This window comes from Kosakonia pseudosacchari, from assembly GCF_900184035.1.
Taxonomy (GTDB): domain Bacteria; phylum Pseudomonadota; class Gammaproteobacteria; order Enterobacterales; family Enterobacteriaceae; genus Kosakonia; species Kosakonia pseudosacchari.
On sequence record NZ_FXWP01000004.1, the window covers coordinates 72,529 to 98,110 of the forward strand.

The 25,582-nt window shown below is 48.0% G+C and carries 22 protein-coding genes and 1 tRNA gene; 14 read left to right on the forward strand and 9 right to left on the reverse strand.

Translation table 11 applies throughout. The features are described from left to right. Positions 1-291: 291 nt before the first annotated feature. The 10 genes from BN2591_RS24455 to BN2591_RS00420 all read left to right on the forward strand — a co-directional run bounded on the left by BN2591_RS24455 (position 292) and on the right by BN2591_RS00420 (position 11,070). Positions 292-462 carry a hypothetical protein gene (locus tag BN2591_RS24455; protein WP_159457487.1) on the forward strand — a complete coding sequence of 57 codons (171 nt, stop codon included), beginning with the start codon at positions 292-294 and terminating at the stop codon, positions 460-462. A gap of 71 nt (positions 463-533) precedes the next feature. Next, on the forward strand, positions 534-1,679 hold the full coding sequence (locus BN2591_RS00380; protein ID WP_159457488.1) for an efflux RND transporter periplasmic adaptor subunit: 1,146 nt from the start codon (positions 534-536) through the stop codon (positions 1,677-1,679). Beyond that, positions 1,680-3,620 carry an ATP-binding cassette domain-containing protein gene (locus BN2591_RS00385; RefSeq protein WP_086868125.1) on the forward strand — a complete coding sequence of 647 codons (1,941 nt, stop codon included), beginning with the start codon at positions 1,680-1,682 and terminating at the stop codon, positions 3,618-3,620. Continuing rightward, positions 3,617-5,005 (forward strand): efflux transporter outer membrane subunit, encoded by a 1,389-nt coding sequence (locus BN2591_RS00390; RefSeq protein ID WP_279627194.1) that lies wholly within the window; start codon positions 3,617-3,619, stop codon positions 5,003-5,005. The genes BN2591_RS00385 and BN2591_RS00390 overlap by 4 nt, the downstream gene beginning before the upstream one ends. 1 nt (position 5,006) lies before the next feature. Next, positions 5,007-6,248 (forward strand): beta-ketoacyl-[acyl-carrier-protein] synthase family protein, encoded by a 1,242-nt coding sequence (locus BN2591_RS00395; protein WP_086868126.1) that lies wholly within the window; start codon positions 5,007-5,009, stop codon positions 6,246-6,248. After that, positions 6,245-7,030 (forward strand): MaoC/PaaZ C-terminal domain-containing protein, encoded by a 786-nt coding sequence (locus BN2591_RS00400; RefSeq protein ID WP_086868128.1) that lies wholly within the window; start codon positions 6,245-6,247, stop codon positions 7,028-7,030. The genes BN2591_RS00395 and BN2591_RS00400 overlap by 4 nt, the downstream gene beginning before the upstream one ends. Before the next feature lie 14 nt (positions 7,031-7,044). Then, positions 7,045-7,281: an acyl carrier protein gene (locus BN2591_RS00405; RefSeq protein ID WP_407659110.1), complete on the forward strand. Its 237-nt coding sequence runs from the start codon at positions 7,045-7,047 to the stop codon at positions 7,279-7,281. Between the two features lie 18 nt (positions 7,282-7,299). Then, positions 7,300-8,025, forward strand: coding sequence for an SDR family oxidoreductase (locus tag BN2591_RS00410; protein ID WP_086868132.1), 726 nt, complete (start codon positions 7,300-7,302; stop codon positions 8,023-8,025). A gap of 42 nt (positions 8,026-8,067) precedes the next feature. Beyond that, on the forward strand, positions 8,068-9,009 hold the full coding sequence (locus BN2591_RS00415; RefSeq protein ID WP_086868134.1) for a hypothetical protein: 942 nt from the start codon (positions 8,068-8,070) through the stop codon (positions 9,007-9,009). Positions 9,010-9,024: 15 nt separating this feature from the next. Next, on the forward strand, positions 9,025-11,070 hold the full coding sequence (locus BN2591_RS00420; RefSeq protein ID WP_086868136.1) for a peptidase domain-containing ABC transporter: 2,046 nt from the start codon (positions 9,025-9,027) through the stop codon (positions 11,068-11,070). A 649-nt stretch (positions 11,071-11,719) separates the two neighbouring features. Here BN2591_RS00420 and BN2591_RS00425 read toward each other — a convergent pair. The 3 genes from BN2591_RS00425 to BN2591_RS00435 form a co-directional block, all read right to left on the reverse strand. Next, a tRNA-Pro gene (locus BN2591_RS00425) sits at positions 11,720-11,796 on the reverse strand. A gap of 76 nt (positions 11,797-11,872) precedes the next feature. Next, positions 11,873-13,633, reverse strand: coding sequence for an LPS biosynthesis-modulating metalloenzyme YejM (gene yejM / locus BN2591_RS00430; RefSeq protein ID WP_086868138.1), 1,761 nt, complete (start codon positions 13,631-13,633; stop codon positions 11,873-11,875). Between the two features lie 18 nt (positions 13,634-13,651). Continuing rightward, complete coding sequence (locus tag BN2591_RS00435) at positions 13,652-13,879, reverse strand: YejL family protein (RefSeq protein WP_086868140.1); 228 nt, start codon at positions 13,877-13,879, stop codon at positions 13,652-13,654. A gap of 133 nt (positions 13,880-14,012) precedes the next feature. Here BN2591_RS00435 and yejK point away from each other — a divergent pair, with 133 nt between their 5' ends. After that, the gene (gene yejK / locus BN2591_RS00440) at positions 14,013-15,020 is read left to right on the forward strand and encodes a nucleoid-associated protein YejK (RefSeq protein WP_086868143.1); all 1,008 of its coding nucleotides are present in this window, start codon (positions 14,013-14,015) and stop codon (positions 15,018-15,020) included. Positions 15,021-15,067: 47 nt separating this feature from the next. Here yejK and rplY read toward each other — a convergent pair whose 3' ends face one another. Then, positions 15,068-15,352, reverse strand: a complete 285-nt coding sequence (gene rplY / locus BN2591_RS00445) for a 50S ribosomal protein L25 (RefSeq protein ID WP_017458549.1) — start codon at positions 15,350-15,352, stop codon at positions 15,068-15,070. A 123-nt stretch (positions 15,353-15,475) separates the two neighbouring features. Continuing rightward, a complete protein-coding gene (radD, locus tag BN2591_RS00450) occupies positions 15,476-17,236 on the reverse strand; it encodes a DNA repair helicase RadD (protein WP_086868145.1) in 1,761 nt (586 codons plus the stop codon). A 149-nt stretch (positions 17,237-17,385) separates the two neighbouring features. On the opposite strand from radD, the gene rsuA reads away from it, so the two are divergent. The 3 genes from rsuA (at position 17,386) to BN2591_RS00470 (ending at position 19,981) form a co-directional block, all read left to right on the forward strand. Then, positions 17,386-18,093: a 16S rRNA pseudouridine(516) synthase RsuA gene (gene rsuA, locus BN2591_RS00455; RefSeq protein ID WP_086868147.1), complete on the forward strand. Its 708-nt coding sequence runs from the start codon at positions 17,386-17,388 to the stop codon at positions 18,091-18,093. Positions 18,094-18,107: 14 nt separating this feature from the next. Beyond that, positions 18,108-19,301, forward strand: coding sequence for a Bcr/CflA family multidrug efflux MFS transporter (locus BN2591_RS00460; RefSeq protein WP_086868149.1), 1,194 nt, complete (start codon positions 18,108-18,110; stop codon positions 19,299-19,301). 335 nt (positions 19,302-19,636) lie between these two features. After that, on the forward strand, positions 19,637-19,981 hold the full coding sequence (locus tag BN2591_RS00470; protein WP_086868153.1) for a YejG family protein: 345 nt from the start codon (positions 19,637-19,639) through the stop codon (positions 19,979-19,981). Between the two features lies 1 nt (position 19,982). Here BN2591_RS00470 and yejF read toward each other — a convergent pair whose 3' ends face one another. From yejF to BN2591_RS00490, 4 genes are read right to left on the reverse strand one after another with little or no spacing between them, the layout of a single operon-like run. Further along, positions 19,983-21,572, reverse strand: coding sequence for a microcin C ABC transporter ATP-binding protein YejF (gene yejF / locus BN2591_RS00475; protein WP_086868155.1), 1,590 nt, complete (start codon positions 21,570-21,572; stop codon positions 19,983-19,985). A 1-nt stretch (position 21,573) separates the two neighbouring features. After that, positions 21,574-22,599, reverse strand: coding sequence for a microcin C ABC transporter permease (locus BN2591_RS00480; RefSeq protein ID WP_086868156.1), 1,026 nt, complete (start codon positions 22,597-22,599; stop codon positions 21,574-21,576). Next, positions 22,599-23,699 carry a microcin C ABC transporter permease YejB gene (locus BN2591_RS00485; RefSeq protein ID WP_086868158.1) on the reverse strand — a complete coding sequence of 367 codons (1,101 nt, stop codon included), beginning with the start codon at positions 23,697-23,699 and terminating at the stop codon, positions 22,599-22,601. The genes BN2591_RS00480 and BN2591_RS00485 overlap by 1 nt, the downstream gene beginning before the upstream one ends. Before the next feature lie 9 nt (positions 23,700-23,708). Next, positions 23,709-25,517 (reverse strand): extracellular solute-binding protein, encoded by a 1,809-nt coding sequence (locus BN2591_RS00490; RefSeq protein ID WP_086868159.1) that lies wholly within the window; start codon positions 25,515-25,517, stop codon positions 23,709-23,711. Positions 25,518-25,582: the final 65 nt, after the last annotated feature.

Sequence of the window (25,582 nt, forward strand, 5' to 3'; positions counted from 1 at the left end):
GCTTTCGAAAGCACTTTTAAAACTTCAAATAAACACATTGAAACGCCAGGAAATGCTTTAAAAAGTTCAAATAAACGCATTAAAACCTCAAGGAGCGCTTTAAAAAGTTCAAATAAACACATTAAAACTTCAAGAAACGCTTTAGAAAAGTTCAAAAAAATCTAAAATCTTCAAAAAAGCGATTTAATATTTTATTGATTAAAAGTTCTATTGGTAATGCGATATATTTCTTCCCGTTCTGAAAGGAACAATTGGTAATTAACTGAAGTACTATTACACAAGGGAATTAAAATGTTTAAAGCTACAGTATTAGAGTCCAAAGAAAGTAAAGCAGTTGTAGGCGGAATGATGGGGCCATACGGCGAATGTTATTTTGTTGATAACCGTGCTAATGGCGTATATGGCTGGTTCCGCGAGGAATCAGATAAAAACGGTATGGAAAAACGTTGTGACGAGAAGTAATTCACAACATTAATTAAGCAGTGAAATTAAAACAAAGGCCAGTTTCTGGCCTTTTTATAATGGTCATGCACGTGAGAATAAAACCTTTTTTTCTGACTTTATTAGTAGCTATAGTACCTGCTGTATATGCAGTTAATAGCGTATTTATTTCTGAAAGTGACGTTACTGAAAATACGAAGAAAGAAAGTTCTCACGTCACCTACTCTGATATTGACCGACTGATTACCACTACCGGTGTTCTAAAACCCAACGAGCAAGTTAGTGTCGGAGCGCAGGTTAATGGACGACTTAATAAGCTACATGTCAAGGAAGGTGACACAGTCAAAAAAGGTCAGTTGCTGGCTGAGATCGATCCTACGCTTGCACAAAACGATGTCGATAGCGCTAAATCTGAACTGGATAATGCGTTAGTGCAAAAAAAGATTACGTCACTGTCGCTTAAACAGTCGAAGCGGGATTATAACCGACAACAGAAAATGTCGAAGGATGACGCCACAACGCTGAGCGACCTCGAAGCGGCAAAAACGAAATATGAAAGTGATAAAGAGCAGCTGGATATAAATGAAATTCAAATTGCACAGGCCAGAGTTAAGTTAAACACTGCCCTGGCAAACTTAGAATACACGCGCATTACCTCACCCATAGATGGCGTCGTCCTGGGTATCTTAACTCAGGAAGGGCAGACAATTGTTTCATCACAGAGTGCGCCGACAATTCTGGTTGTGGCCAATCTGGATATCATGACTGTAAATATCAAAATATCGGAAATGGATATTTTGAAAACCAGGACTGGCATGCCTTTATGGTTTACTGTCACTGCCTCTCCTGAAACCCGTTATAAAGGGATGTTAAAAAGCATACAACAAATACCAGAAGAAATGCTTTACGATATGAAAAGCAGTTCAGGTGATTCTGCCGCGAGTAAGAAAACGGCTACTTATTACAATGGAAGTTTTGACGTAATAAATGATCAGCATGTTTTAAAATCTGCCATGTCGGTACAGGTTTATTTAGTGGTTGAAGAGAAAAAAAACGTTAAAACTATTCCGACAAACTTCCTGGGCGAAATGGTTAGCAAAGACCATTATATCGTCAACGTGCTTCATAACGATAAAATAGAAAAAAGAGAGGTGCAAACAGGGATTAAGAACGCAAAAAATACTGAGGTTGTGAAAGGATTAGAAATAGGTGATGTGATAACAAAGGGTAGCGACTAAATGAGCCGCACCGATGAATACATAACCTTATCCGATGTTTATAAACGGTATGAGAGTGGCGGCGAAGTTGTTTCTGCACTGAAAGGTATATCTTTAACCATAAAAAAAGGTGAGTTCATCGCAATTGTCGGACCATCAGGCTCCGGTAAAACCACGCTGATGAATACCATTGGTTGTTTAGATAATATCAGCTCAGGGCAGATGTCTTTCTACGGCATTGACGTATCGGTATTAAATGAAAACGATGTTGCGGAGTTACGAAACAAATATATTGGTTTTGTGTTTCAGAAGTACAATCTTTTGCCTTACTTAACCGCGAAAGAGAATGTCGCTTTACCCGCGCAGTACACCGCAAAAAACTATAAAAATAGAAATGAACGTGCGGAAAAAATACTTGAATCGGTCGGCTTAAGCGATCGCGTTGATTTTAACCCAAACCAACTTTCTGGCGGGCAGCAGCAGCGCGTCAGTATTGCCAGAGCGCTAATGAATGATGCCGACATCATTTTGGCAGATGAACCCACGGGGGCTCTGGATAGCGTTACGGGTAGCCAGGTTATGAGCCTTTTCAAGGCGCTTAATCGAAAAGGTAAAACGATTATCCTTGTCACGCATGATAGCAGTATTGCGTCACAGGCTGACCGAATCATATCCATGAATGATGGTCGGATCGCTAAAGACGAAAGTAGCGTATCAACCAGTGGCCTCCAGGCAGCACGCACCAGGGCATTTGAAAAGGATCCGCTTGGTATGATGTTTGGGGTAGTCGAAGCATTCAGAACCGCGTTTAGGGCACTGAACGGCCACAGGATACGAGCGTTTCTGTCAATGCTGGGTGTCATTATTGGGGTTTTTGCAGTCCTTATGTCTATTGCCATAAGCGAAGGCGCACACCATCGTATTATGAAAGAAATGAATTTATTAGACACCAACACCATTGAAATCAGGCCTGGCACCAGCTGGAAGTCAATGCCAGATCCCAGCAATAAGCTTCTTGAAAAAGATGATGTTGATATGCTTACCGAGCTATTACCAGAAAGTAAAATTTCACCGGTGATGACATCAACGGCGACGGTAAATAGCGGTGATGGTGATATTGACGCTGCGCTTTCAGGTATCAGTAAGGAGTACTTCAATACGGATAAAGTGTTAGCCGGTCATTTGTTTGAAACCGACAATATAAACGCCAGTGATGCCGTTGTCGTTATTGACTCAAGGCTTGCCGAAACCGCATTCGGTTCATCGAATGAAGCGGTAGGAAAATATTTGCAGATTTCCGGCTACCCATTTGAGGTGATCGGCGTGATCAAAGATATCTCGACGACATCTGAAAAGACGACATTAAAAGCCTGGATACCCTGGACCTCGTACATAAACAGGATTACGGGTCTGATACCCTTTGAAGCCATCCAGGTGCGGGCCAAAGATCAGGCGCACGTTGAGCTTATAAGAGAGAAAATAGAGCAAGCGCTCATCTTTTCACACGGTAAAAAGGATTTTTTTACGGTCACGAATGAGTCAATGGCTGAAATGATTGTGAACGTCTCTACTTCAATGAAACTACTCACGGTAGCTATTTCGACAATCTCGCTGTTGGTGGGTGGCGTGGGCGTAATGAACATTATGTTTGTTTCAGTGACGGAACGCATCCATGAAATTGGCATTCGTCTTTCTGTAGGGGCGAGTCCTGCCGATATTAAAAGGCAGTTCTTAATCGAGTCTGTATTTATTTGTTTATTAGGAGGAGTCGTTGGCGTGGCTTTAACGAGTGTAGCCTGCGTTATATTCCCTCTTGTGACAAATCAATTTGATATGGTGTTGACAATAACACCGGTTGTTATTGCCTGTGCATTTTCATGTTTTATTGGCATCGTATTCGGTTACGTACCGGCGAAGAAAGCATCATCTTATACGCCCGCGAAAGCATTAGGTTACAAATGAAGTTCAAACAACCATCATTATTATTGCTTTGCTTATTATGCACCGGGTGCGGCAGCATGTTGAAAACGGAATATCATGCGCCAGAGATAAAATTCCCAGCGTCGGGGCAAAGCGATAAAACGGGATATAAAAATGCTATCACCAATGAAGCCTGGTGGAGTGTATTCAATGATCCTCTGTTATCATCGATCATCAATGATACGCTGAAGAATAACAATGATTTGCACGCAGCCGCGTTGAATGTGTTAAAAAGCAAGCTGGATTCAGGTGAAATAAATACGAATCTTTTCCCTGATTTTAATCTCTCCTGGAGTGCAAGTAATAACCGCACTATATCGCAGGCTGCACCGTCGACAGAGAGTTACAGCTCTTCTTTATCAATGAGCTATGAACTTGATTTATGGGGTAAGTTAGCGAGGACGAGAGAGCAGGGTAAATGGAACGTTGAGGCCAGTGAACAAGATTTGCAAAACACTATGTTGGTTATCATTGATTCAATTGCAAAAAGTTACTGGAACATTGCTAAATTCAATGAACAAATTGAGTGTTATAAGCAACGACTTGAAATCGCCAGGTCTACATATCTGCTCGTTAATGCTAAATATGAAAGCGGAGCAGGCACGAGATCTGATGTTTTATTAGCAAAGCAAGCCATTTATTCAAGCGAGTTACAACTGCGGAATGTTATTAGCCAAAGGGAAAATGAGCGTAACGCCATGGCCATTGTCTATAACAAAGATAGCATTGACCGTCCGCGAGAAAAAAAGGGGCTTGGTGAATATCAGGATATCAAACTCCCTTTGTTTAAACCTGTGGAGATAATATCGCTGCGCCCGGATATACGAGCCGCAGAATCCAGAATAAAAATAGCGATTACGGGCTATGATCTGGCGAAGATTAACTTCTTTCCCTCTATCTCACTGGGTGCGACGATCGGAGCGGGGAGCACTATTTTTACACAATGGTTTAGCGAGCAAACCTTATTACAGTCTATCTCGTCCACTTTCCCACCGCTTCAATGGAGAAAGTTGAATTTTGAATTACAAAAAGAAAAGATTGCTGTCGCGTTATCAATTAATAACTTCAGAAAAGTCGTGCTCAATGCATTATCTGAAGTGAACAACGCGTTAGATGCAAGAAATAAAGCAGAATATGATCTTGAGATGCAAAAAAAGACACTCTCAATTTCTCAGGATCTGATGCGAATAAACACAGTTAAGTACCGGTCTGGTTATATATCGTTTCAGACCTTATTGGACTCTCAGGACAATGTTCTTAATCAAAAGATCTCATATGCCGATTGTCAGTACGATTATCTAACTTCTACGATGAAGTTTTTATTATCAATTGGTGGTGGTGAATTTAATAGCAAGGTAAAAAGTTAAAATGGAACCTAAACGCGTTGTTATCACCGGCTACGGTGCTGTTACGCCGCTTGGAAGCTCAGCGGAAGAGAGCTGGAAATCTATTATGGATTACCAAATGGGCTATCAGTACGTTGATAAAACGGATGCGAGTGTTAACTCGAAATTTTATGGCCTGATTGCGCATGAACCTAAGTTAAAGGGGGTTCCTGCTTCTATCCGACGAAAATTACCTCGTTTTGCACGTTTTGGCCTTGCGGCTGCGCAGGAAGCTGTTGCAATGGCATTTGACCAGTCTCAGCCTGCCGATATCTACGATCCTCTGAAATGCGGCACGATTGTCGGCACCGGCTGGGGGGGAGTTGATGATGCCTACCATAATTATGATGATTATAAACACGTTGGTGTTGGCTCACCGTTTAGCTGCTTTCATATCATGCCAAGCGTCGCAACGGCCGCTTGCAGCATCATGTGGGGATTAAGAGGTTATCAAAATACCCCGATAGCAGCATGCGCCACGGGTAGCATGGCAATTGGTGAGGCTTATGAATTAATTAAAAATGGCCAAATGACTATGATGCTTGCCGGTGGAAGTGAATCATTGATATCAAATACATCGGTGTGGATGATTGATGTGCTTCAGGCGTTAACGCACGAACAGCATGATATCGAAAAAGCCTCTTGCCCGTTCAGTCTTGACCGCTCGGGGTTCGTTTTATCTGAAGGCGCGGCTATCTTGTGTCTGGAGGAGCGCGAATCAGCCCTGGCAAGAGGGGCAACCCTACTCGGTGAAATTAAAGGTTACGGGAATTTCTCCGATGGATTTGATTTTACCGCGCCTGCACAGGATAAGCTTTCACGTGTTTCTACTATCAAGAAAGCATTAGCTGATTCGGGATTAAGCGTGGATGAAATTGGCTATATCAATGCGCATGGAACATCAACCATGCTCAACGATCTCAATGAAACACAATCTATTAAAGATGTTTTTGGGCAGTATGCCTATGAGATCCCCGTTTCGAGCACAAAATCCTACAGCGGGCATCTGATTGCTGCAGCAGGCAGCTTCGAAAGCATTGTCTGTCTGAAGGTGCTGGAAAACAATATCCTCCCGGCAACACGTAATCTGAACCGCCCCGATCCAGAATGTGATCTTGATTTCATTCCAAACCAGCATCGTCAGGCTGTTGTAGATAATGTACTGAATCTCAGTTTTGGGTTCGGGGGGACAAATGCTGCTCTGGTAATCGGTCGCTCGTTATGACAGATTTTGCATATGATAGCTTTCACGCAAAGTGTTGGGCCAGTTTTTCCGGTGATTACAACCCGATACACTTTGATCTACTCGCTGTCGCTAAACTGAATCAAACAGTATTGATTGCGCATGGCATGCGTGTACTGGCGGATGTACAAAAAGAGCTGATTTATCATGCCGGTATTTTTAGCCCAACATATTCTGCCCCGATAAAATTTTCAGCAAAATTTGAAAAGCCGATATTGTGTGGTACGAAGTACTCATTAAGCCATAATGGTGGAGAACCAAAGACAATCTTCAAATTGATTGATTCCTCGTCAGGTATTACACATATTCGCGGCGCTATTACTCAGGCAAATTACCCGGCGATCAACAATGTTATTGCCGAAAGGATATTGTCAAAGGAATATCAGGATGAGGTTGTTGCTCTGTGGCCTGCTGACATTGAAAAAAATTATGCCGTTTTTTTGTCCTCAGTAATGTTCAGAGAACTATTCAGGACTGAGGAATTGTTTCCTGCCGATTTTTTAAAAGAATGTACGCCCGTACATTCGCTATCAGCATTGTTGTCGCAGGAAAAAGTGCTCCAGACACATTATGATTTCTATTGCCACTCTTCCTTGTTTAACAGGGACGGACAAAAAATTGAAGGCTTGTGTCTCTCTATTGAAAGACCATTGATAACCGGTGATGCAAATTATGGCTGGTTAATTCAAGTTCAGGTGGCGGCAAAAGAAAATGAAAACACACTCATGCAAATTTCGGCAACGCTGAAAGTTGCCATTAACTAACAGGTGAAATGAATATGTACACAGAGCTTTATAACGCTATTGCTACCACTATTGCTGATGCAAAAGATCTTCCTTTAGAAGAAATAAACGAACAAACCACTATCTCCGAATTAGAATTAGATAGCCTTGATTATGTGGAATTAATGGTATTGGTTAAAAAGGAATTTAATATAACGATAAATTTTGAATCCACAATGAAATCAACGGACATGACTCTGAAAGAGTTTTGTGCATCCATTTTATCAGCTTAGTATTTTAGGTGCTTAATAATGAGTGACTCATGGATCCTTGTTACAGGTGGAAACCGCGGGATTGGTTCAGCTATTGTAAATGAATTGCGTAGTGACAATAATATTATATTCACTTCGCGGTCGACAAAATCCAGCCTGGATGAAAATAACCAGCCCCGTAATACCTTCATTGAGCATGTGGTTTGCGATAACTGTGATGTTGTGCAGGTAGAAACGGTCGCGAAGGATTTGTTAAATCGATATGGGCCGCCTAAAGCCATCATACATAATGCCGGGGTCACTCAGGATGAACTTCATATTCGTCAATCGATTGATCAATGGCGGAATGTGATTGATACAAACCTAAACGCCATTTTTTACTGGAATAAGTATCTACTTCCAGAAATGATGGCGAATGGCGATGGTGCCATTTTGCTGGTGAGTTCGGTAACGGGAATAAAAGGTAATATTGGTCAAACGGCTTATGGTGCAAGTAAAGCGGCTCATTTTGGGCTGGCCCGATCATTGGCTCTTGAAGTTGCTCGATTCGGTATTCGCGTTAACTGCCTGGTTCCGGGTGTCATCGAGAGTGATATGACGCGAAACTTATCGCCAGATGCCTTGAAAAAATTACGCTCACAAATCCCGTTGCGTCGAATTGGTTCTGTGGAAGAGGTGGCAAAGGTTGCACGATTTATGATTAGTGAAACTTGTCAATATATGACAGGCCAAACAATTGTGCTTGATGGCGGAATGACCGCTTAATATTTAAGTATAATTCATAAATACAGACCAGTAGAGAACGTGATGCCAGGCTTTGAATTTCTTAGTTTGTTATTGTCAGGTTATGTTCGTGTTTATTACAAGAAAATAGCCATTTTTAGAATAATAAAAAGCAAGCTGGTAGCTTTACTTTTTAAATATATAGATTATAGATTTTTACTCTATATTGCGAAAAAATATTGTTTTCTGTTTGGCAAGGATTATGGCCTGAATAGTAGCTTCAGGCAAACCCATTACAACGTTCTTGGGATCCAAAGCGGCACAACCCATTTTTTTTGTGTTATGCGACAGAAAATATTAAAGAATGCCCTTATTCATGAGAATAAACAACTGCTGGAACAGTTGGAAGCCTGTGCGGAAAAAATAAGAAGTTATATTGATGAAAAAAAAATCTCTTCTCATCTGATATTTGCGCCATTGCATACCGTCTCGGATATTTTACAGACGGTGATTGCCGCGCGGGTTATGAGAAAGCCGGTGGTCGTAGTCTCTGTGCACAACTCAATGCAAAGTCTTCATGAAAAGCAAAACAATAACTCGCAGGGTATCTCTGTCGAACAATTCAACCCTGAAGCGATGGAGGGTAACGAAGGCAACAGTTTCCAGGATATTATTGTTTCCCTGGTAGAGAATCAAAAGAGCCTTGTTATCTTTCCTGATGCAATTCCAGAATGTACAACCAGGCTTACAAAGAAAAAAATGAAAACGTATCCAGTCAGGTTGCTGGGACGAAGCTGTGAGTTGCACTCTGGCATTCCGGTTTTCAGTCGCCTGCTAAAACAGTCGACGTTATTTTACTGTCTCCAGATGGATAATAAAAACAATTTAAATATAGATATTTTAGATTGCGTTGATCATCGTAAGGTCGAAAAACAAATGCCAGAGTTAGTTGAGCAGGGAATCTGCAGATATAACGATGAATGGACTTTGTGGCATTACACGTCTTTCTTTAGTTATAATTTTTAGGTTTTATTTCATATTATGAAAAAGAAATATTATTCATCTCCTGAAATGGTTTATCAAGGGGAAATATCCGAGTGTGGGCTTGCATGTGCTTGCATGATGCTCAACACCTTGGGTGAAAATATTACATTAACTGACTTACGTGATAAATGGGGGGGAGGTGATGGTACCTCCCTGGATTTATTAGTCAGAATACTAAAATCATACGGCTATGAGGCCTTACCGGTAAAATTTGATGTTAGCAGCATTCAATATTTACCCGTCCCATGTATATTGCATTATGGTGGAAATCATTATGTTTATGTATATAGCCATCACGGTACCTTCTTTCAGGTTTTAAACCCTGCTACTGGCAGGTTAATGATCTCGGCTGAAGAACTTGAACTATCGGCAACCGGGTTTGGCTTGATTCTTGATGAATCATTATATAATGATAAAAAAAGCTCGGGTAAAATTAAAAGTGAAAGCGGGTGGCTAGAAAAACTCTCTTTTCCGGGGATCATGAAAAGATGTTTACTGGCAATATTTTTGTCGCTCTTTTCTTTGATCACGCCGATGCTATTCTCATTTATATCTAAAGACCAACATTTCTTTGCAGATGAACAGGTCAATATAATGTTTATGGGAATGATTATACTTTTTTGTTTTATATCACTCCTACAATATATTAGCAACAAATATGGTTTGAATGCTGCGATAAATGCAGCAACCAAATATAAGCCTTCATTATTTAAAAGGTTGTTAAAGAAAGATATATCTTACTTTGAAAGGCGATCTTCGGCTGATATTAATCAACGGATCAACGCCATTGGTATGGCTGTTCTTAACAGGGAAAAAATACTTAATGATAAATACAAGGCATTGACTATAACTGTTGTTACGCTATGCATAATGTTATGGCTAAATATTGTTCTGTCGGTCCTCTCAATCGGAACCATGGCAATCTTTGGTTGCATTAGTTATTACTTTGCCGGTCTCAAAAAGTCATTTTCAAAAAGCCTTGAGGAAAGTGTTTCGGATATTGAAACATTTAACCTTGAAACAATAAATGGGATCCAGACAATTAGATCTGGTGAGCTAAGTACCGGCATCCTTGGCAGGTATAATAATTTACTTGAAGTGTTGTTTCATCGATACAAAAAGGTAAACACGACTGATATTAGACAGAGTGCAATATTTTCATTTTTGAGTAATATTGATTCGATGTTGTTTTTATGGATCTCATTCTATAGCATAAGTGAATTACATATCTCTTACGGAAATGTAATTGCCTTTTGGTTTTTCAGAAGGATTGCGATGGATAGCATCAATCAATTTTATCAGTGTTGCGTTGCGCAGAAGCTGCAAAATGTCTCTGATGAGCGATTAAAAGATATGTTATCTTACAAAGAAATCGACATTACTCGTGAGCATTCTAAAATTAAAGAATCAATTTGTGTTCAGAATCTACAATTTGGTTATGGACCTGATAGTTCAATTATTAAAAATTTAACTATTGAAATACCGTTGCATTCCAGAACGGCTGTAATAGGAACGTCTGGCACTGGCAAAAGTACATTATTGAAATTATTGGCTGGATTATATATGCCAGGAAACGGTGATTTTATTATAGATGGCCATGAAATTAATAAGGATGAACTGCATCTATTTTATTCCAATGTCTATTATCTTCCACAAGGCTCTATCGTCTTTAACGGCACGATTTATGATAATATCGTCTGGTATAGTGGTGGAGAGGCTAGTGAACATGATTGCCGTGAAATGTTGAGAAAATTTGGATTATTGGAGGTGATTACATCTTTGCCTGCAGGGTTGTACACAAAAATATCGCCAAGTAATCCCGTTCTTTCTTCCGGTCAATTACAGCGATTAATGCTTTGCAGGGCATTACTTTCATCTAAATCTATTATTTTGCTCGATGAGCCGACCGCTAATCTCGATGAAAAAAGTGCTATGCTGGCGTTAGATTGTTTAATGACCAGTGATAAAACGATTATATTATCTACACATGATGTTAAAACGTTATCCCTGTTTGATAATGTCATTGACCTGGATAATCATTGATCATTTTACATGCGGTAACTCTCTGAAAAGAAGCTGGTTTATGCCCAGCTTCTTTTTAACTTTTAGGTATTTCAAAAACGGTAATGCGTTTCAAGACATATTATTGGTAAGGAATTAGACCATAGTCCGGAGTCCATTGCAGGCATAAAAAACGCGAGGTTTGTGCCATACGCGCTCTTAGTGTAAGTACCCGGCATAATCCCCCCATTCCCTTTCAGAGATCGACCTGCATGCTCATTTTGCCAATAGGGCGCTTGCTATGCGTAAAGCCCTTTTTTTGGCATCAGATCATCACTGTGATCAAGTCGGTTGAAGCGGACGAACAGTGCAAGATGTCTGCCATGAGGCCGGTATCTTTGAAACCAGGTACGACAACACATTGCTTTATCGTGGATGTATAACGAAACGAATAACTAAAATACCTGTTTTAAATGTATCGACTGAACTAACCTGCTCCCGGTTGCTTAAGACGCCTCCGTGTCAGTCATGCGGTTGTGGAAGTTCCGAACTTATGCTCCGCGCTCATAGCGGACGCGTTCTTCCTGTCATGCACGCACTGAACGGACAGAGGTTTTACCTTCTTTTTACCTTGAGCAAATTGCCGACATAAAAAAACCAACCGCAATGGGTTGGTTTTCTTGGGATTTTTTGGTCGGCACGAGAGGATTTGAACCTCCGACCCCTGACACCCCATGACAGTGCGCTACCAGGCTGCGCTACGTGCCGACATGTGGCGCTAATAGTACCCTTTTCATCGCTGATTGCAAGCTAAGGGCAGGCTGAGTGATTCATAATTAATCAATCAGTTAGCGATAAAACGTTTTTCATCCGTCAGCACCTGCAGCAGTAAGCTGAGCTGCGGTTTCTGATCGCGAATTTTCTCACCCTGCGCATTCCAGGTCTGGTAATTCCCATTCTGATTCAGCACCAGCGTTAATTCCGGCGTGGTAATCGCCAGTACGTCGCTATCCGCAGCGGTTACCCAGTTATGACGGCGCGTGGCGGTAAACAGATCCTGACCTTGTGAATACTCGCTTGCCGGCGTGCTGACATGCAGCAGACGCTGCATCAGCGTAGTCATAATGTCTTTATGATCCGTTAATTTGCTAATGCGTTGCGCCGGCGTCCCTGGCCAGTGCACAACCAGCGGCACCTGCAACCGACTGCGTGACCAGTCAAAATGGTTATCTTCTTTGCTTTCCGGAATACCGTGTCCGGCGGTAATGATCACTACCGTGTCATCAAGCTTACCTGAGGTGCGCAGAGCATCCAGCACGCGGGCGATTTGATCGTCGACACCAGCCGCTGCTCGGCCATATTTACGGGCAAAGCCAGGCTGTGACATATCAACAGACGCTGTGCCGTTTAGCGAAATCCACGAGAACCAGCGGTTATCTTCCTGCGCATAATGACCCAGCCAGCTAATCCACTGATCGGCAGTTTGTTCATCGCTTTGCGCTTTTGCTGGGGGCAGAGAAAAATCAGATAGCAACGCCTGGCGATAGAGTGGGCTGCTAAAACCGTCGGAAGAGAACAGCCCCAGCTGATAACCCTGCTGGTTGAAAGCGGTAATCAGCGCCGCCGGAATACGCGCCGACAGCACGCCATCCATGTAACTTGGCGATATGCCATAAAAAAGACCGAAATAGCCGCCATCAGCGTTATTGCCAGAACTCATATGCTGCGTAAACGTGACGTTTTGCTGGGCGAAGCTCGCCAGTTGCGGCATCTGTTTCTCATAACGTGAATAGTTGAGACCGTCGACGGTAATCAGCAATACGTTCTGGCCGGAACCCATATCCTGGTAACGCAAATCACTGAGCGGATACTGCACCGATACCGCTTCCGGATTACCTTGCTCCACCAGGCGGCGCTGGTAATCCTGCGCATCCAGTAGCCCGTGTTTTTCCAGAAAACGACGTGCGGTCATTGGATAGGAGAGCGGCAGATTCGCCCGCTGCATGGTAATGGGGCGATAGAAATTGGCGTCGGCCCAAATATACATCACGTGGGTGGAAATAAAGGCGACGAAGAAAAAAGCGGCCAACGGTTTGGCAAAGTGGCGACGCCGGGTGAGACTGCGCAGTTTCTGCCAGCTCCAGGTCGCAACCAACATCTCAATCAGCAGGATCACTGGCACGCTGATAAACATTAATTGCCAGTCACGCGCGGTTTCGTTCTGGTCCGGGTTAATGACCAGTTCCCAGACGATGGGGTTGAGATGCAGGTGAAAACGGGTAAAGACTTCGCTGTCAATCAACAACAGCGTCATGCCGGCGGTCGCCAGCAGCGCGGACAACACGCGCATCAGCCGCTGGGACATCACAATAAATGTCAGCGGAAACAACACCAGCAGATAGGTGGCGAAAACCAAAAAACTAAAATGCCCGACCACGCTCAGGTAGGAATAAACCCGCCCGGAGAGGGTGGTCGGCCAGTCGGCAACAAACAGATAACGGCTACCGAGCACGATGGACAACAGAATGTTGAACAACGCGAACCAGTGTCCCCAGCTAACCATCTGGGAGACTTTTTCTCGGTAGCGCTGACGATTAGTCACCATAAACTGTCGATATTTCCCTTAATGCGCCTGGTCGTCGCCGATGGACGATTGTAACGCCTGCGCGAAAGAGTTCGCGATAGCCTGACGCTGTGCGGGGGCGACGCTGGTATTAATCAGATTTGTCACCATATTACCCAACACCATCAGGGACAGATCGGTCGGTGCTTTGTGTTTTTCCAGTACGTTAGCCAGCTCACTCAGAAGCTTTTCAACGTGTTCATCACTGTAGCGGGAGATTTGTGGCATAAATCGAAATCAGTCTGTTCATGAAAGGGCAACATATTACCGTAGCAACAGCTTTTTTTCTGCTTTTTTATCAGCAGTTGCACAGTCGCGTTGGTGGTGGTTGAATACCGGCGGTCTAAAAGGAGAGTTTATCATGAGTCTGGACATCAACCAGATTGCCCTGCACCAGCTTATCAAACGTGATGAGCAAACCCTTGAACTGGTGCTGCGCGATTCTTTGCTGGAACCCACCGCGCCTGTCGAAGAGATGGTTGCTGAGTTGCACCGGGTTTACAGTGCGAAAAATAAAGCCTATGGCCTGTTTAACGACGAGAGCGAACTGGCGCAAGCGCTGCGTCTTCAGCGCCAGGGCGAAGAAGCGTTTCTGGCCTTCAGCCGTGCGGCAACCGGGCGCTTACGTGATGAACTGGCAAAATATCCGTTCGCTGATGGCGGTATTGTGCTTTTTTGCCACTACCGTTACCTGGCGGTGGAATACCTGCTGATCGCGGTGCTGAACAACTTAAGCAGCATGCGTGTTAATGAACATCTGGATATCAGCGCCACACACTATCTGGATATTAACCATGCGGATATCGTCGCGCGTATCGATCTCACGGAGTGGGAAACCAATCCGCAGTCGACCCGCTATCTGACATTCCTGAAGGGTCGGGTAGGGCGAAAAGTCGCTGACTTCTTTATGGATTTCCTCGGGGCCAGCGAAGGGCTGAACGCCAAAGCGCAAAACCGCGGGTTGTTGCAAGCGGTGGACGATTTTACCGCCCAGGCGGAGCTGGACAAATCAGAACGCCAGACGGTGCGCCAGCAGGTTTACACCTACTGTAATGAGCAGTTGCAGGCGGGCGAAGAGATTGAACTGGCTTCGCTCTCCAAAGAACTGGCAGGCGTGAGCGAAGTCAGTTTCGAAGAGTTCACCGCAGGTCAGGGCTACGAGCTGGAGGAGAGCTTCCCGGCGGATCGTAGCACGCTGCGTCAGCTGACCAAATATGCCGGTAGCGGCGGCGGCCTGACCATCAATTTCGATGCTTTACTGCTCGGCGAGCGCATTTTCTGGGATCCGGCGACCGATACGCTGACCATTAAAGGTACGCCGCCGAATCTGCGCGACCAGCTGCAACGACGCCTGACCGGCGGAAAATAAGCCATAAAAAACCCCGCCGGAGCGGGGTTTCTTCAACTTGTCGGCGATTAAGCGCGAACGAAGTCGATGTGAGTCAGTTTGGCTTTGTACGGGTGACGTTGTACAGCCTGAACTTTCACTTTTACTTCTTTGCCATCAACAGCGATGGTCAGAACTTCGCTATAGAACTCAGCTTTCGCCTGCATGTTCCACAGTTTGTCGTGATCCAGTTCGATAGCGATTGGCGCTTCAGTTCCACCGTAAACGATAGCCGGGAACTTGTTCGCTGTGCGCAGGCGGCGGCTCGCACCCTTACCCTGCTCTTTACGTACTTCTGCGTTAATAGTAAACATTTGAATCTCTCTTAAATAATCCTGTTACAGGCGACCCAGCAACAGGCAGATGATCGGCTTTGCGGATGCAAAAGCGGGCGGTATTCTATCCCTGAATGTTCGATACATCAATCAAAAGCGCGTTTATCCCCGGAATTCATGTGCCCGCCGGAAACGGCCTTCATAATCGAACACTTTTTCCCGCACTTGCCAGTACTGGCCTTTCATCCGCGCGACGACGAAGTCAGGGTGGCGTAATAATGCCTGCTGCGCCACGATATCTGCTGCGACAATCCAGCGCAGCGGCACGCCAGGCGTGCGAGTGTGTGGGCGAATAAAGAGTTGCTCAAAGGCGGTGCGTTGCGCGGCGGTTTGCAGGCGGAAGCGCTCACTCACATCCGCGCCATCTTCATCGTAATAGGTGATTTTCAGCCATTCGCCTTTTTCATCCGCCCCCTGTTGCAACGTCATGCCACTACAGCGCAGCACCAGCGCATCCTTCAGTTTCAGCGCCGCTTTTAGCATATCGTCCGGGTCAACCAGCACCGTATCGCAGGTGCGACAGCGACGGGCGGCGATATCATTTTCTGCATTGCACTGCGGGCAGTTTTTAAAGCGAAAACGGAAATCGCACTGTTCACGGTGGCCTTCATCATCTTCCAGCCAGCCCTGGCAGCGGCGGCCGAAATGTTCAATCAGTGTGCCGTCGGCGGTGGTTTTTCCCCAAAAGGTATTGGCAAAACCGCACGCCGGGCAGAACACCTGCACCGGCACATTATCGCTTTTACCTTTTGGCGCCCCGATTTCCGGGGCATAGAGATCGTGCGGGTTGCCGGCGTAATCAAGGATCAGGCAGTCGGTTTTTCCTGGCGCGAGTCGCAGGCCGCGACCAACAATTTGCTGATACAGGCTGACGGATTCTGTCGGGCGCAGAATGGCTATCAAATCCACATGCGGCGCATCAAAGCCCGTGGTCAGCACCGCGACGTTTACCAGAAAGCGAAATTGCTGACTTTTGAAGGCTTCGATTAAGGCATCACGCTGCGGGCCGGGGGTTTCTCCGGTAATTAGCGCCGCGTCATCGGCAGGTAACAAGCCCGTTATCTCGCGCGCGTGTTCGACGGTGGCGGCAAAAATCATCACCCCTTTGCGCGTCTGCGCAAATTCGACAATCTGGCTAACAATGTGCGGCGTAATGCGCTGCTGCTTTTTCAGCTCACGGTTCAAATCCGCTTCGCTAAAAAGACCGTTACTTTGCGCCTGCAAACGGCTGAAGTCATACTGCACTACCGGCATATCCAGCCGTTCCGGCGGTGTGAGATAACCGTGTTTAATCATGTAGCGCAGCGGCAGTTCATAAATGCAGTCGCGAAACAGCGCCTTTTCATCGCCGCGCACCATACCGTGGTAATGAAAGCGATAAATCCAGCCTTTACCGAGGCGAAAAGGTGTCGCCGTCAGGCCGAGCAAACGCAGGTGAGGGTTCACTTCGCGCAAATGGCTGAGGATTTGCTGGTACTGGCTGTCATCGTCGTCGCCAATGCGGTGACACTCATCGACCACCAGCAGGGAAAATTGCCCCTGAAACTGCGCCAGATTACGCGCAACGGACTGGACGCTGCCAAACACCACTTTGCCGTGGCTCTGTTTGCTGTTAAGCCCGGCGGCGAAAATATCGGCCTCCAGCCCAAGCGCGACATACTTCGCGTGGTTTTGCGCCACCAGCTCTTTAACGTGCGCCAGCACCAGTACGCGCCCGCGCGCGAGCCGCGCCAGTTCGGCGATAACCAGGCTCTTTCCTGCACCGGTGGGCAGCACAATGACTGCAGGTTCGGCATGTTGACGAAAGTGGGCGAGGGTGGCGTCCACCGCTTCGCGTTGATAGGGGCGTAAGGTAAAAGTCATTATCTCGCAGGGGTTACACATTCACACGGCACAGTATGCCACGAATCTTTCCTTTGAGCGGTCTGTGATGCTCGTTATACTGTTCGGGTACTCATTTCTGTTTTCGGGCGCATTGCCCGCACCCAGCACCATACAGGCAAAAAAATTTCATGCGACTTGATAAGTTTATCGCTCAGCAACTCGGCGTCAGCCGCGCTATTGCCGGGCGTGAAATCCGCGGCCAGCGCGTTACGGTCAATGGTGAGATCGTCAGAGATACCGCCTTTAAACTGCAACCCGAGCACGAGGTTGAATACGACGGCAATACCCTCGTTCAGCAAAATGGCCCGCGCTACTTTATGCTCAACAAGCCAGAAGGTTACGTCTGCTCGACGGACGATCCGGATCACCCGACGGTACTCTATTTTCTTGATGAGCCGGTGGCGCATAAGCTGCATGCGGCGGGGCGCCTGGATATTGATACCACCGGTCTGGTATTGATGACCGACGATGGTCAATGGTCGCACCGCATTACTTCGCCGCGCCATCACTGCGAAAAAACTTATCTGGTGACGCTGGAATCGCCGGTCGCAGATGACACCGCTGAGCAGTTTGCCCGTGGCGTACAGTTGCATAATGAAAAAGATCTCACCAGGCCTGCAATGCTGGAAGTTATCACGCCGACACAAGTGCGTCTGACCATCAGCGAAGGGCGTTACCATCAGGTAAAACGGATGTTCGCAGCCGTTGGCAACCATGTTGTGGGTCTGCACCGCGAGCGCATCGGTGCGATTGCGCTTGATGCAGATCTCGAACCGGGCGAATACCGGCCATTAACTGAAGATGAAATTGCCAGCGTTGGCATGCCACCCCGCTAATTCAGGAGATTTACGTGACCCGCAGGCCACACTCATCATTGAGCATTGTATTTATTCTTGGCCTGCTGGCCATGCTGATGCCGTTATCCATCGATATGTATCTGCCTGCGCTACCGGTGATTGCCGAACAGTTTGGCGTACCGGCGGGCAGCGCGCAGATGACGCTGAGTACCTATATTCTGGGCTTTGCGGTCGGCCAGTTGTTATACGGTCCGATGGCCGACAGCATCGGGCGTAAGCCGGTTATCCTCGGCGGTACGCTGGTTTTTGCCGCGGCTGCCGTTGCCTGTGCGCTGGCGCAGAGTATCGAACAATTGATTACCATGCGCTTTTTTCATGGCCTTGCGGCGGCTGCGGCAAGCGTGGTGATTAACGCGCTGATGCGTGATATTTACCCGCGTGAGGAGTTCTCCCGCATGATGTCATTTGTCATGCTGGTGACCACCATTGCGCCGCTGCTGGCACCGATGATTGGTGGCGCAGTATTGGTCTGGTTCAACTGGCACGCCATTTTCTGGATCCTGGCAATTGCCGCATTGCTGGTCTCAGCAATGATTGTCTTTTTTATCCGCGAAACGTTGCCGGTAGAAAAACGGCATAAATTCCATTTCCGCACCACGCTTGGTAACTTCGCGTCGCTGTTTCGCCATAAACGCGTGCTGAGCTATATGCTGGCGAGCGGTTTCAGCTTTGCCGGCATGTTCTCTTTTCTTAGCGCCGGGCCGTTTGTCTATATCAAAATTAACCATATCTCGCCGCAGGACTTTGGTTACTACTTTGCGCTGAACATTGTGTTCCTGTTTGTGACGACAATAATTAATGGGCGTATCGTGCGCCGTGTTGGTGCCTTAAACATGTTCCGCAGTGGGCTGTGGGTGCAATTTGCCATGGCGTTATGGATGGTGGTGACGGCACTGCTGGATGTCGGTTTCTGGTCGCTGGTGCTGGGTGTTGCGGCGTTTGTTGGCTGCGTTTCGCTGGTGGCGTCAAACGCGATGGCGGTGATCCTCGATGAGTTTCCGCATATGGCGGGCACGGCGTCATCACTGGCGGGGACGTTCCGTTTTGGCATTGGCGCCATTGTGGGTGCGCTGCTGTCGATGGCGACCTTTAACACCGCCTGGCCGATGATTTGGTCAATTACCTTCTGCGCTACCTGCTCAATTCTCTTCTATCTCTACGCCAGCCGGGCGAAAAAACCGGCGTAACCTGCCTGAACAGGGAGCAAAAACGCTCCCTTTTTTGATACATGTCAACCAGAAACAACTTACCTTTACACGCGTTTGTTTATTTTATGTAAAATCTATTAGTGTAAAAAGTCACATCATTGTAGTGAAAAAGGTTGAGTTAGATCGCAGAAACGGGTACATATACCCCGAAACCGGGCCTGTCGCTTACCCATAAAATCCTGATAAATGAGTGACTACCCCACACGCCACGCGGGATGTGTTCACTTCTACGTGGTTGACAGGATGAATTGTCAATAGTGTGTTAATATAAGTGTGAAATATTTGTGAAGTAAAAGTACTTCCGGGGAAAGAACGTGAATACATTACAGCTCTCCATCATCCACCGTCTGCCCCAGTGCTATCGCTGGTTAGATGGTTTTGCAGGTGCCAAAGTTGAACCGATTCCGCAAAATGGTCAGTCAGCGGACGACACGCTTGTTGCCTTAAAACTGTTGAGCCCGGATGGCGACAACGCATGGCCTGTCATGCACAAACTCAGCCAGGCGCTGAGCGATATCGAAGTGAATTGCTCCGTGCTTGAGTGCGAAGGGGAACCGTGCCTGTTCGTCAACTGCGAGGATGAGTTTGCCGCGACGTGCCGCCTGAAAAATTTCGGCGTTGCCATCGCGGAACCCTTCTCAGGACAAAATCCGTTCTGATTTAGCGTAATGCCAGAAGCTGGCGTGTATACGCCTGAGCAGGCGCATCAAACACACGTCGGCACTCTCCTTGCTCCACCACTTCCCCCTCTTTCAGCACAATCACTTGATGGCACAATGTGCGCACAACCTGCAGGTCGTGGCTGATAAAGATGTACGCCAGCCGGTGGGTTTCCTGTAATGATTTCAGCAGCGCGAGGATTTGCGCCTGCACAGTGCGATCCAGCGACGATGTCGGCTCATCGAGAATAATCAGTTCAGGCTTAAGGATCAGCGCACGGGCGATAGCGATGCGCTGGCGCTGGCCGCCGGAAAACTCACCGGGGAAGCGGTGCCGCGTTTCGGCATCCAGCCCGACTTCACCCATCACCTCGATCACACGCTGTTCGCGCTGTTCACGCGATAGCTCCGGGTGATGCACCCGCAGCCCCTCTTCGATAATTTGCTGCACATTCAGCCTTGGGTTCAGGGCCGAGTTTGGATCCTGAAAGACCACCTGAATACGATGGCGCACCGGCAGCATCTGCTTACGGTTCCATTGATGTAGTGGTTTGTTATCAAACAGAATTGTCCCGCGCGAGGCCACCAGGCGCAGCAACGCTAACCCGGTGGTGCTTTTCCCCGAACCGGATTCCCCCACCAGGCCAAGCGTTTCACCGGGGCGCAGCGTAAAGCTGATGTCCTTCACCACCGTGTTGTTATCCACCACGCGCTTAAAGATCCCTTTGCGAACCGGGAAGCTAACGGCGAGGTTTTCGACCTGTAACAAGGGCTGGGCATCGGAAGGAAGGGAGACGGGCTTACCGCTGGGCTCACTATTGAGCAGCTTTTGCGTATAAGGATGCGCCGGTGCGCTGAACAAGGTCTGCGCACTGTTTTGCTCGACACAGCGGCCGTTTTGCATCACCGCCACCGTGTCCGCCAGCTTACGCACAATGCTTAAATCATGGGTGATAAACAGCAATCCCATGTTCAGCTCATCGCGCAGCTCACGCAATAACGTCAGGATTTGTGCCTGTACGGACACGTCAAGTGCGGTCGTCGGCTCATCGGCAATCAGCAGTTCGGGGCGCGTGAGCAGCGCCATCGCGATCATCACGCGCTGGCGCTCACCGCCGGAAAGCTGATGCGGGAAATCGCCTAATCGCGCGCGCGCGTTGCGGATCTCCACGCGATCCAGACAATCAAGAATTTCTGCCCGCGCCGCTTCACGTCGCATACCGCGATGCAACGAGAGCACTTCATACAGCTGTTTTTCCAGCGTATGCAGCGGGTTCAGGGAGACCATCGGCTCCTGGAAAATCATGGCGATTTTATTGCCGCGCACGCCGCGCAAGGTTCTTTCGCTGGCATGCAACAACGACTCGCCATGAAACAGGATATCGCCGGAGGGGTATACCACCGGCGGTGAGGGGAGCAGGCGCAGGATCGATAACGCGCTAACGCTTTTACCGGAACCGGATTCGCCCACCAGCGCCAGCGTTTCGCCCGCCTCAATCCGTAAGGAGAGGTCATTGACGACAAGATGCTGCGTATCACGCTGGCGAAAGGCAATACTCAGAGTATCGACAGAGAGCAGGGGAGTTGCCATATTACACCGCCTTATTGGGGTCAAACGCGTCGCGCACGGCTTCGCCAATAAAAATCAGCAACGAAAGCAGCAGAGCGGTAGAGACAAAAGCGGCGATACCCAGCCACGGTGCCTGTAAATTGTTTTTGCCCTGCAATAACAATTCGCCGAGCGACGGTGAACCGAGCGGCAGACCAAAGCCGAGGAAATCGAGTGAGGTAAGTGTGCCGATCGAGCCGCAAAGAATAAACGGCAGGAAGGTCAGCGTCGCGACCATCGCGTTCGGCAGCATATGACGCAAGATTATGGCGCGATCGCCCACGCCCATAGCTTGAGCGGCTCGGATATAGTCGAAATTACGCGTACGCAAAAATTCGGCGCGCACGACGCTCACCAGCGTCATCCAGCCGAACACCACCGTGATGCCGAGAAGCCACCAGAAACCCGGCTGGATCACACTCGAAAGCAAGATGATTAAAAACAGTGTGGGTAATCCTGACCAGACTTCAATAAAGCGCTGGCCGAGCAGATCGATTTTGCCGCCGTAATAACCCTGTACGGCACCAGCCAGAATACCGATAACGCTGGAAAAGAGGGTCAGCATTAAACCAAACAGTAACGAGATGCGCGTGCCATAAAGGAGTCGCGCCAGCACGTCTCCGCCGTTCGCATCGGTCCCCAGCCAGTTTTGCGCCGAAGGCGGGGAAGGGAACGGCTGCGTGGTGGCGTAATTGATGCTGCGCGCACCAAAACGTACCGGTGCCCAGAGTACCCATCCGTGATCTTCAAGCTGCTTTTGCAGCCACGGATCCTGGTAATCAGCAGGCGTCGCGAACGGGCCGCCAAAATCGCTTTCGCTGTAATCTCTCACCACGGGCGTGAACCACTGTCCCTGATAGCGTACCAGCAGGGGTTTATCATTAGCCACCAGCTCGGCGCACAGGCTCAGAATAAAAATCACCAGGAAAATCCACAGCGACCAGTAGCCGCGGCGGTTATGGCGAAAACGCGCCCAGCGCGCCCGGTTGATGTAGCTTAATTGAATCATCAGCGCCCCTCGAAATCGATGCGCGGATCCACCAGCGTATAGGTGATATCACTGAGGATATTCAGCAGCAGGCCGATCAAAGAGAAAATATAGAGTGTGCCAAACATCACCGGATAATCCCGCGAGACGGTGGCTTCATAACCCAACAACCCCAGCCCGTTAAGGGAAAAAATCACCTCAATCAGCAATGAACTGGTAAAAAACATGCTGATAAACGTCGCCGGGAACCCGGCAATCACCAGCAGCATGGCGTTACGAAACACATGTTTGCGCATAATATTGCGCTCGCTGACACCTTTGGCGCGCGCGGTTACCACATACTGCTTACGGATCTCATCAAGGAAGGCGTTTTTGGTCAGCATGGTCAGCGCGGCGAAACCACCAATCACTGTTGCCAGCACCGGTAGCGCGATGTGCCACAAGTAGTCGGTGATTTGCTTATACCACGGCAACGTGTCGAAATTGGTCGACACCAGCCCGCGCAGCGGGAAGAAGTCGTAATAGCTGCCGCCCGCGAAGAAAATAATCAACAAGATGGCAAACAGAAAAGGGGGAATGGCGTAGCCGACGATAATCAGCGCACTGCTCCAGCTGTCAAAGCGGCTACCGTTATAGACTGCCTTGCGAATACCAAGGGGAATCGACACCAGATAGATAATGAGTGTGCCCCACAGACCAAGGGTCACCGAAACCGGCAGGCTGTCTTTAATCAGCTGTAACACCGACGCGCTGCGAAACAGGCTGTCGCCAAAGTCGAAACGCGCATAATCCCACAGCATTTTGAAATAGCGCTGGTACATTGGCTTATCAAAGCCGTAGCGCTTTTTGATCTCTTCAATGACTTGCGGATCAAGGCCGCGACCACCGCGATAGTGGCTGTTATTGCTCAACGCATCGCCGACGCCGGTGCGCGCATGTGTGGCACCCATTCCGCCACCGCCGCTACCGGGGAGGTTGCTTTGATCGCCATACTCAATCGCCGCGATAGCCTGATCGACCGGGCCGCCGGGGGCGATCTGCACAATAAAAAAGTTGATGGTGATAATTGCCCAAATCGTAGGAATGATCAGCAATAACCGGCGAATGAGATACGCGCCCATCTCTTCTCCTTAACGTCTGGCAGCGGGCAGTTTCGCCGCCTTGTTTACGTCATACCACCAGGTGTCGAAGCCAAGGGAGTAGACGGGGCGAATGCCGGGCATGGAAAACTTATCCCAATAGGCGACGCGATCGGCTGCCATATACCACATGGGCAGCATGTAATAGTTCCAGGTCAGCACGCGATCAAGCGCCCGTCCAAGCGGAAGTAATTTCTCTTTGTTTCCCTGCCAGCGGTTGATCTGCTCAATTAGCTTATCGACCGCCGGGTTTTTGACGCCCGCAGCATTATACGAAGAGTTGATATATTGCGAGCTCCAGGAGATTTGCAAATCGCCGCTCGGCCACGGTTGCGCGCGCCACAGACTCGGCATCATGTCATAGTCGCGGCTGCGCAGGCGATTGGTGGCCTGCGAGTTATCGACCTGGCGCACATCCATGGTGATGCCAAGCCGAGCAAGGTTGTGCTGAAACGGCAAAACCCACTGCGTATTGCCGCCGGAGGGCAGCAGCAGTTCAAAGGTGAAGGGCTGCCCGGTTTTGGCATTAACGCGCTGCTGATTTTTCAGTATCCAGCCGGATTCAGTGAGCAGTTTATCGGCTTTCAGCAGGTTTTCGCGGTCATAGCCATCCGCGTTTGATTTCGCAGGCGAATAAATAGAGGTAAACACTTCCGGCGGCACTTGCGCTTTTAACGGCGCCAGAAGCGTCAGTTCATCGGCATCAGGATAGTTACGCGCCGCATATTCCGTGTTCTGGAAATAGCTGTTGGCGCGGCTGTATGCCCCGTAGAACAGCGCTTTGTTCATCCATTCAAAATCAAAGGCCAGCGATACCGCTTCGCGTACGCGGCGATCGCTAAAGACCGGACGCGTGGTGTTAAACGCCAGCCAGCGCGTGTCCTGCGCGGAGGTGTTGGGCTGCTCATCTTTAACGATATAGCCCCGGCTGAAATTGCTGCCGATATAGCGTGTCGCCCAGTTTTTCGCATCGCCTTCGCTGCGCAGGTCGTAAGCACCCGCTTTGAACGCCTCGAACGCCACGTTGTCATCGAGGTAGTAGTCATAACGAATATTGTCGAAATTCCAGCGCCCCCGATTCACCGGCAAATTCGCCGCCCAGTAATCGCGAACGCGGGTGTAGGCAATGTATTGCCCCATGCGCCAGGTGCTGATGCGATAAGGCCCACTGCCCAGCGGCGGACGGGCAAGCGGATCGCTCAGCTTATGATCTTTCCAGAATTTCTCCGGCATTATGGGTAGCGTTAACAGGCTGAGCATGTCCTCTTTACCCGGTTTCGCCAGCACAATGCGCACGGTAAGCGGCGAAATGGCTTTTACCGTCGTGCCTTTGTAGACCAGGCGGAACTGCGGCACGCCTTCGGTCATAAACTTCTGAAAGGTAAACGCAACGTCGCTGGCGCGGATCGGTGAACCGTCATGAAATATCGCCCGCGGATTGATGCTGATCTCCATCCATGAATAATCATCGGCGTAGCGCGCCATTTCAGCGACCAGCGGGTAATAGCTGCCTGGTTCATCATCCGAGGTGGTAAACAGGGCGTCATAGAGTGATTCGGTGCGCACCGCCGCGTTCCCGCGTAATGCGTAGCGGTTGAAATTATCGAATGTGCCAATCACGGACAGCGTGACGTTGCCGCCTTTGGGCGCGGCGGGATTCACGTAATCGAAATGGGAAAAACTAATCGCGTATTTTGGCTCGCCAATAACGGCAAATGAGTAGCTCTCTTTTATGGTTTGCGCCTGACATGTCAGGCCGACAAAAGCCAGCAATAAAGCTGAAATGCGCACAAACTTCATCCGGTGTGTTCCTTTGACCTGCAACGCGACAGGCTCGCTGACTACTTATCGTTGAATAATAAGGG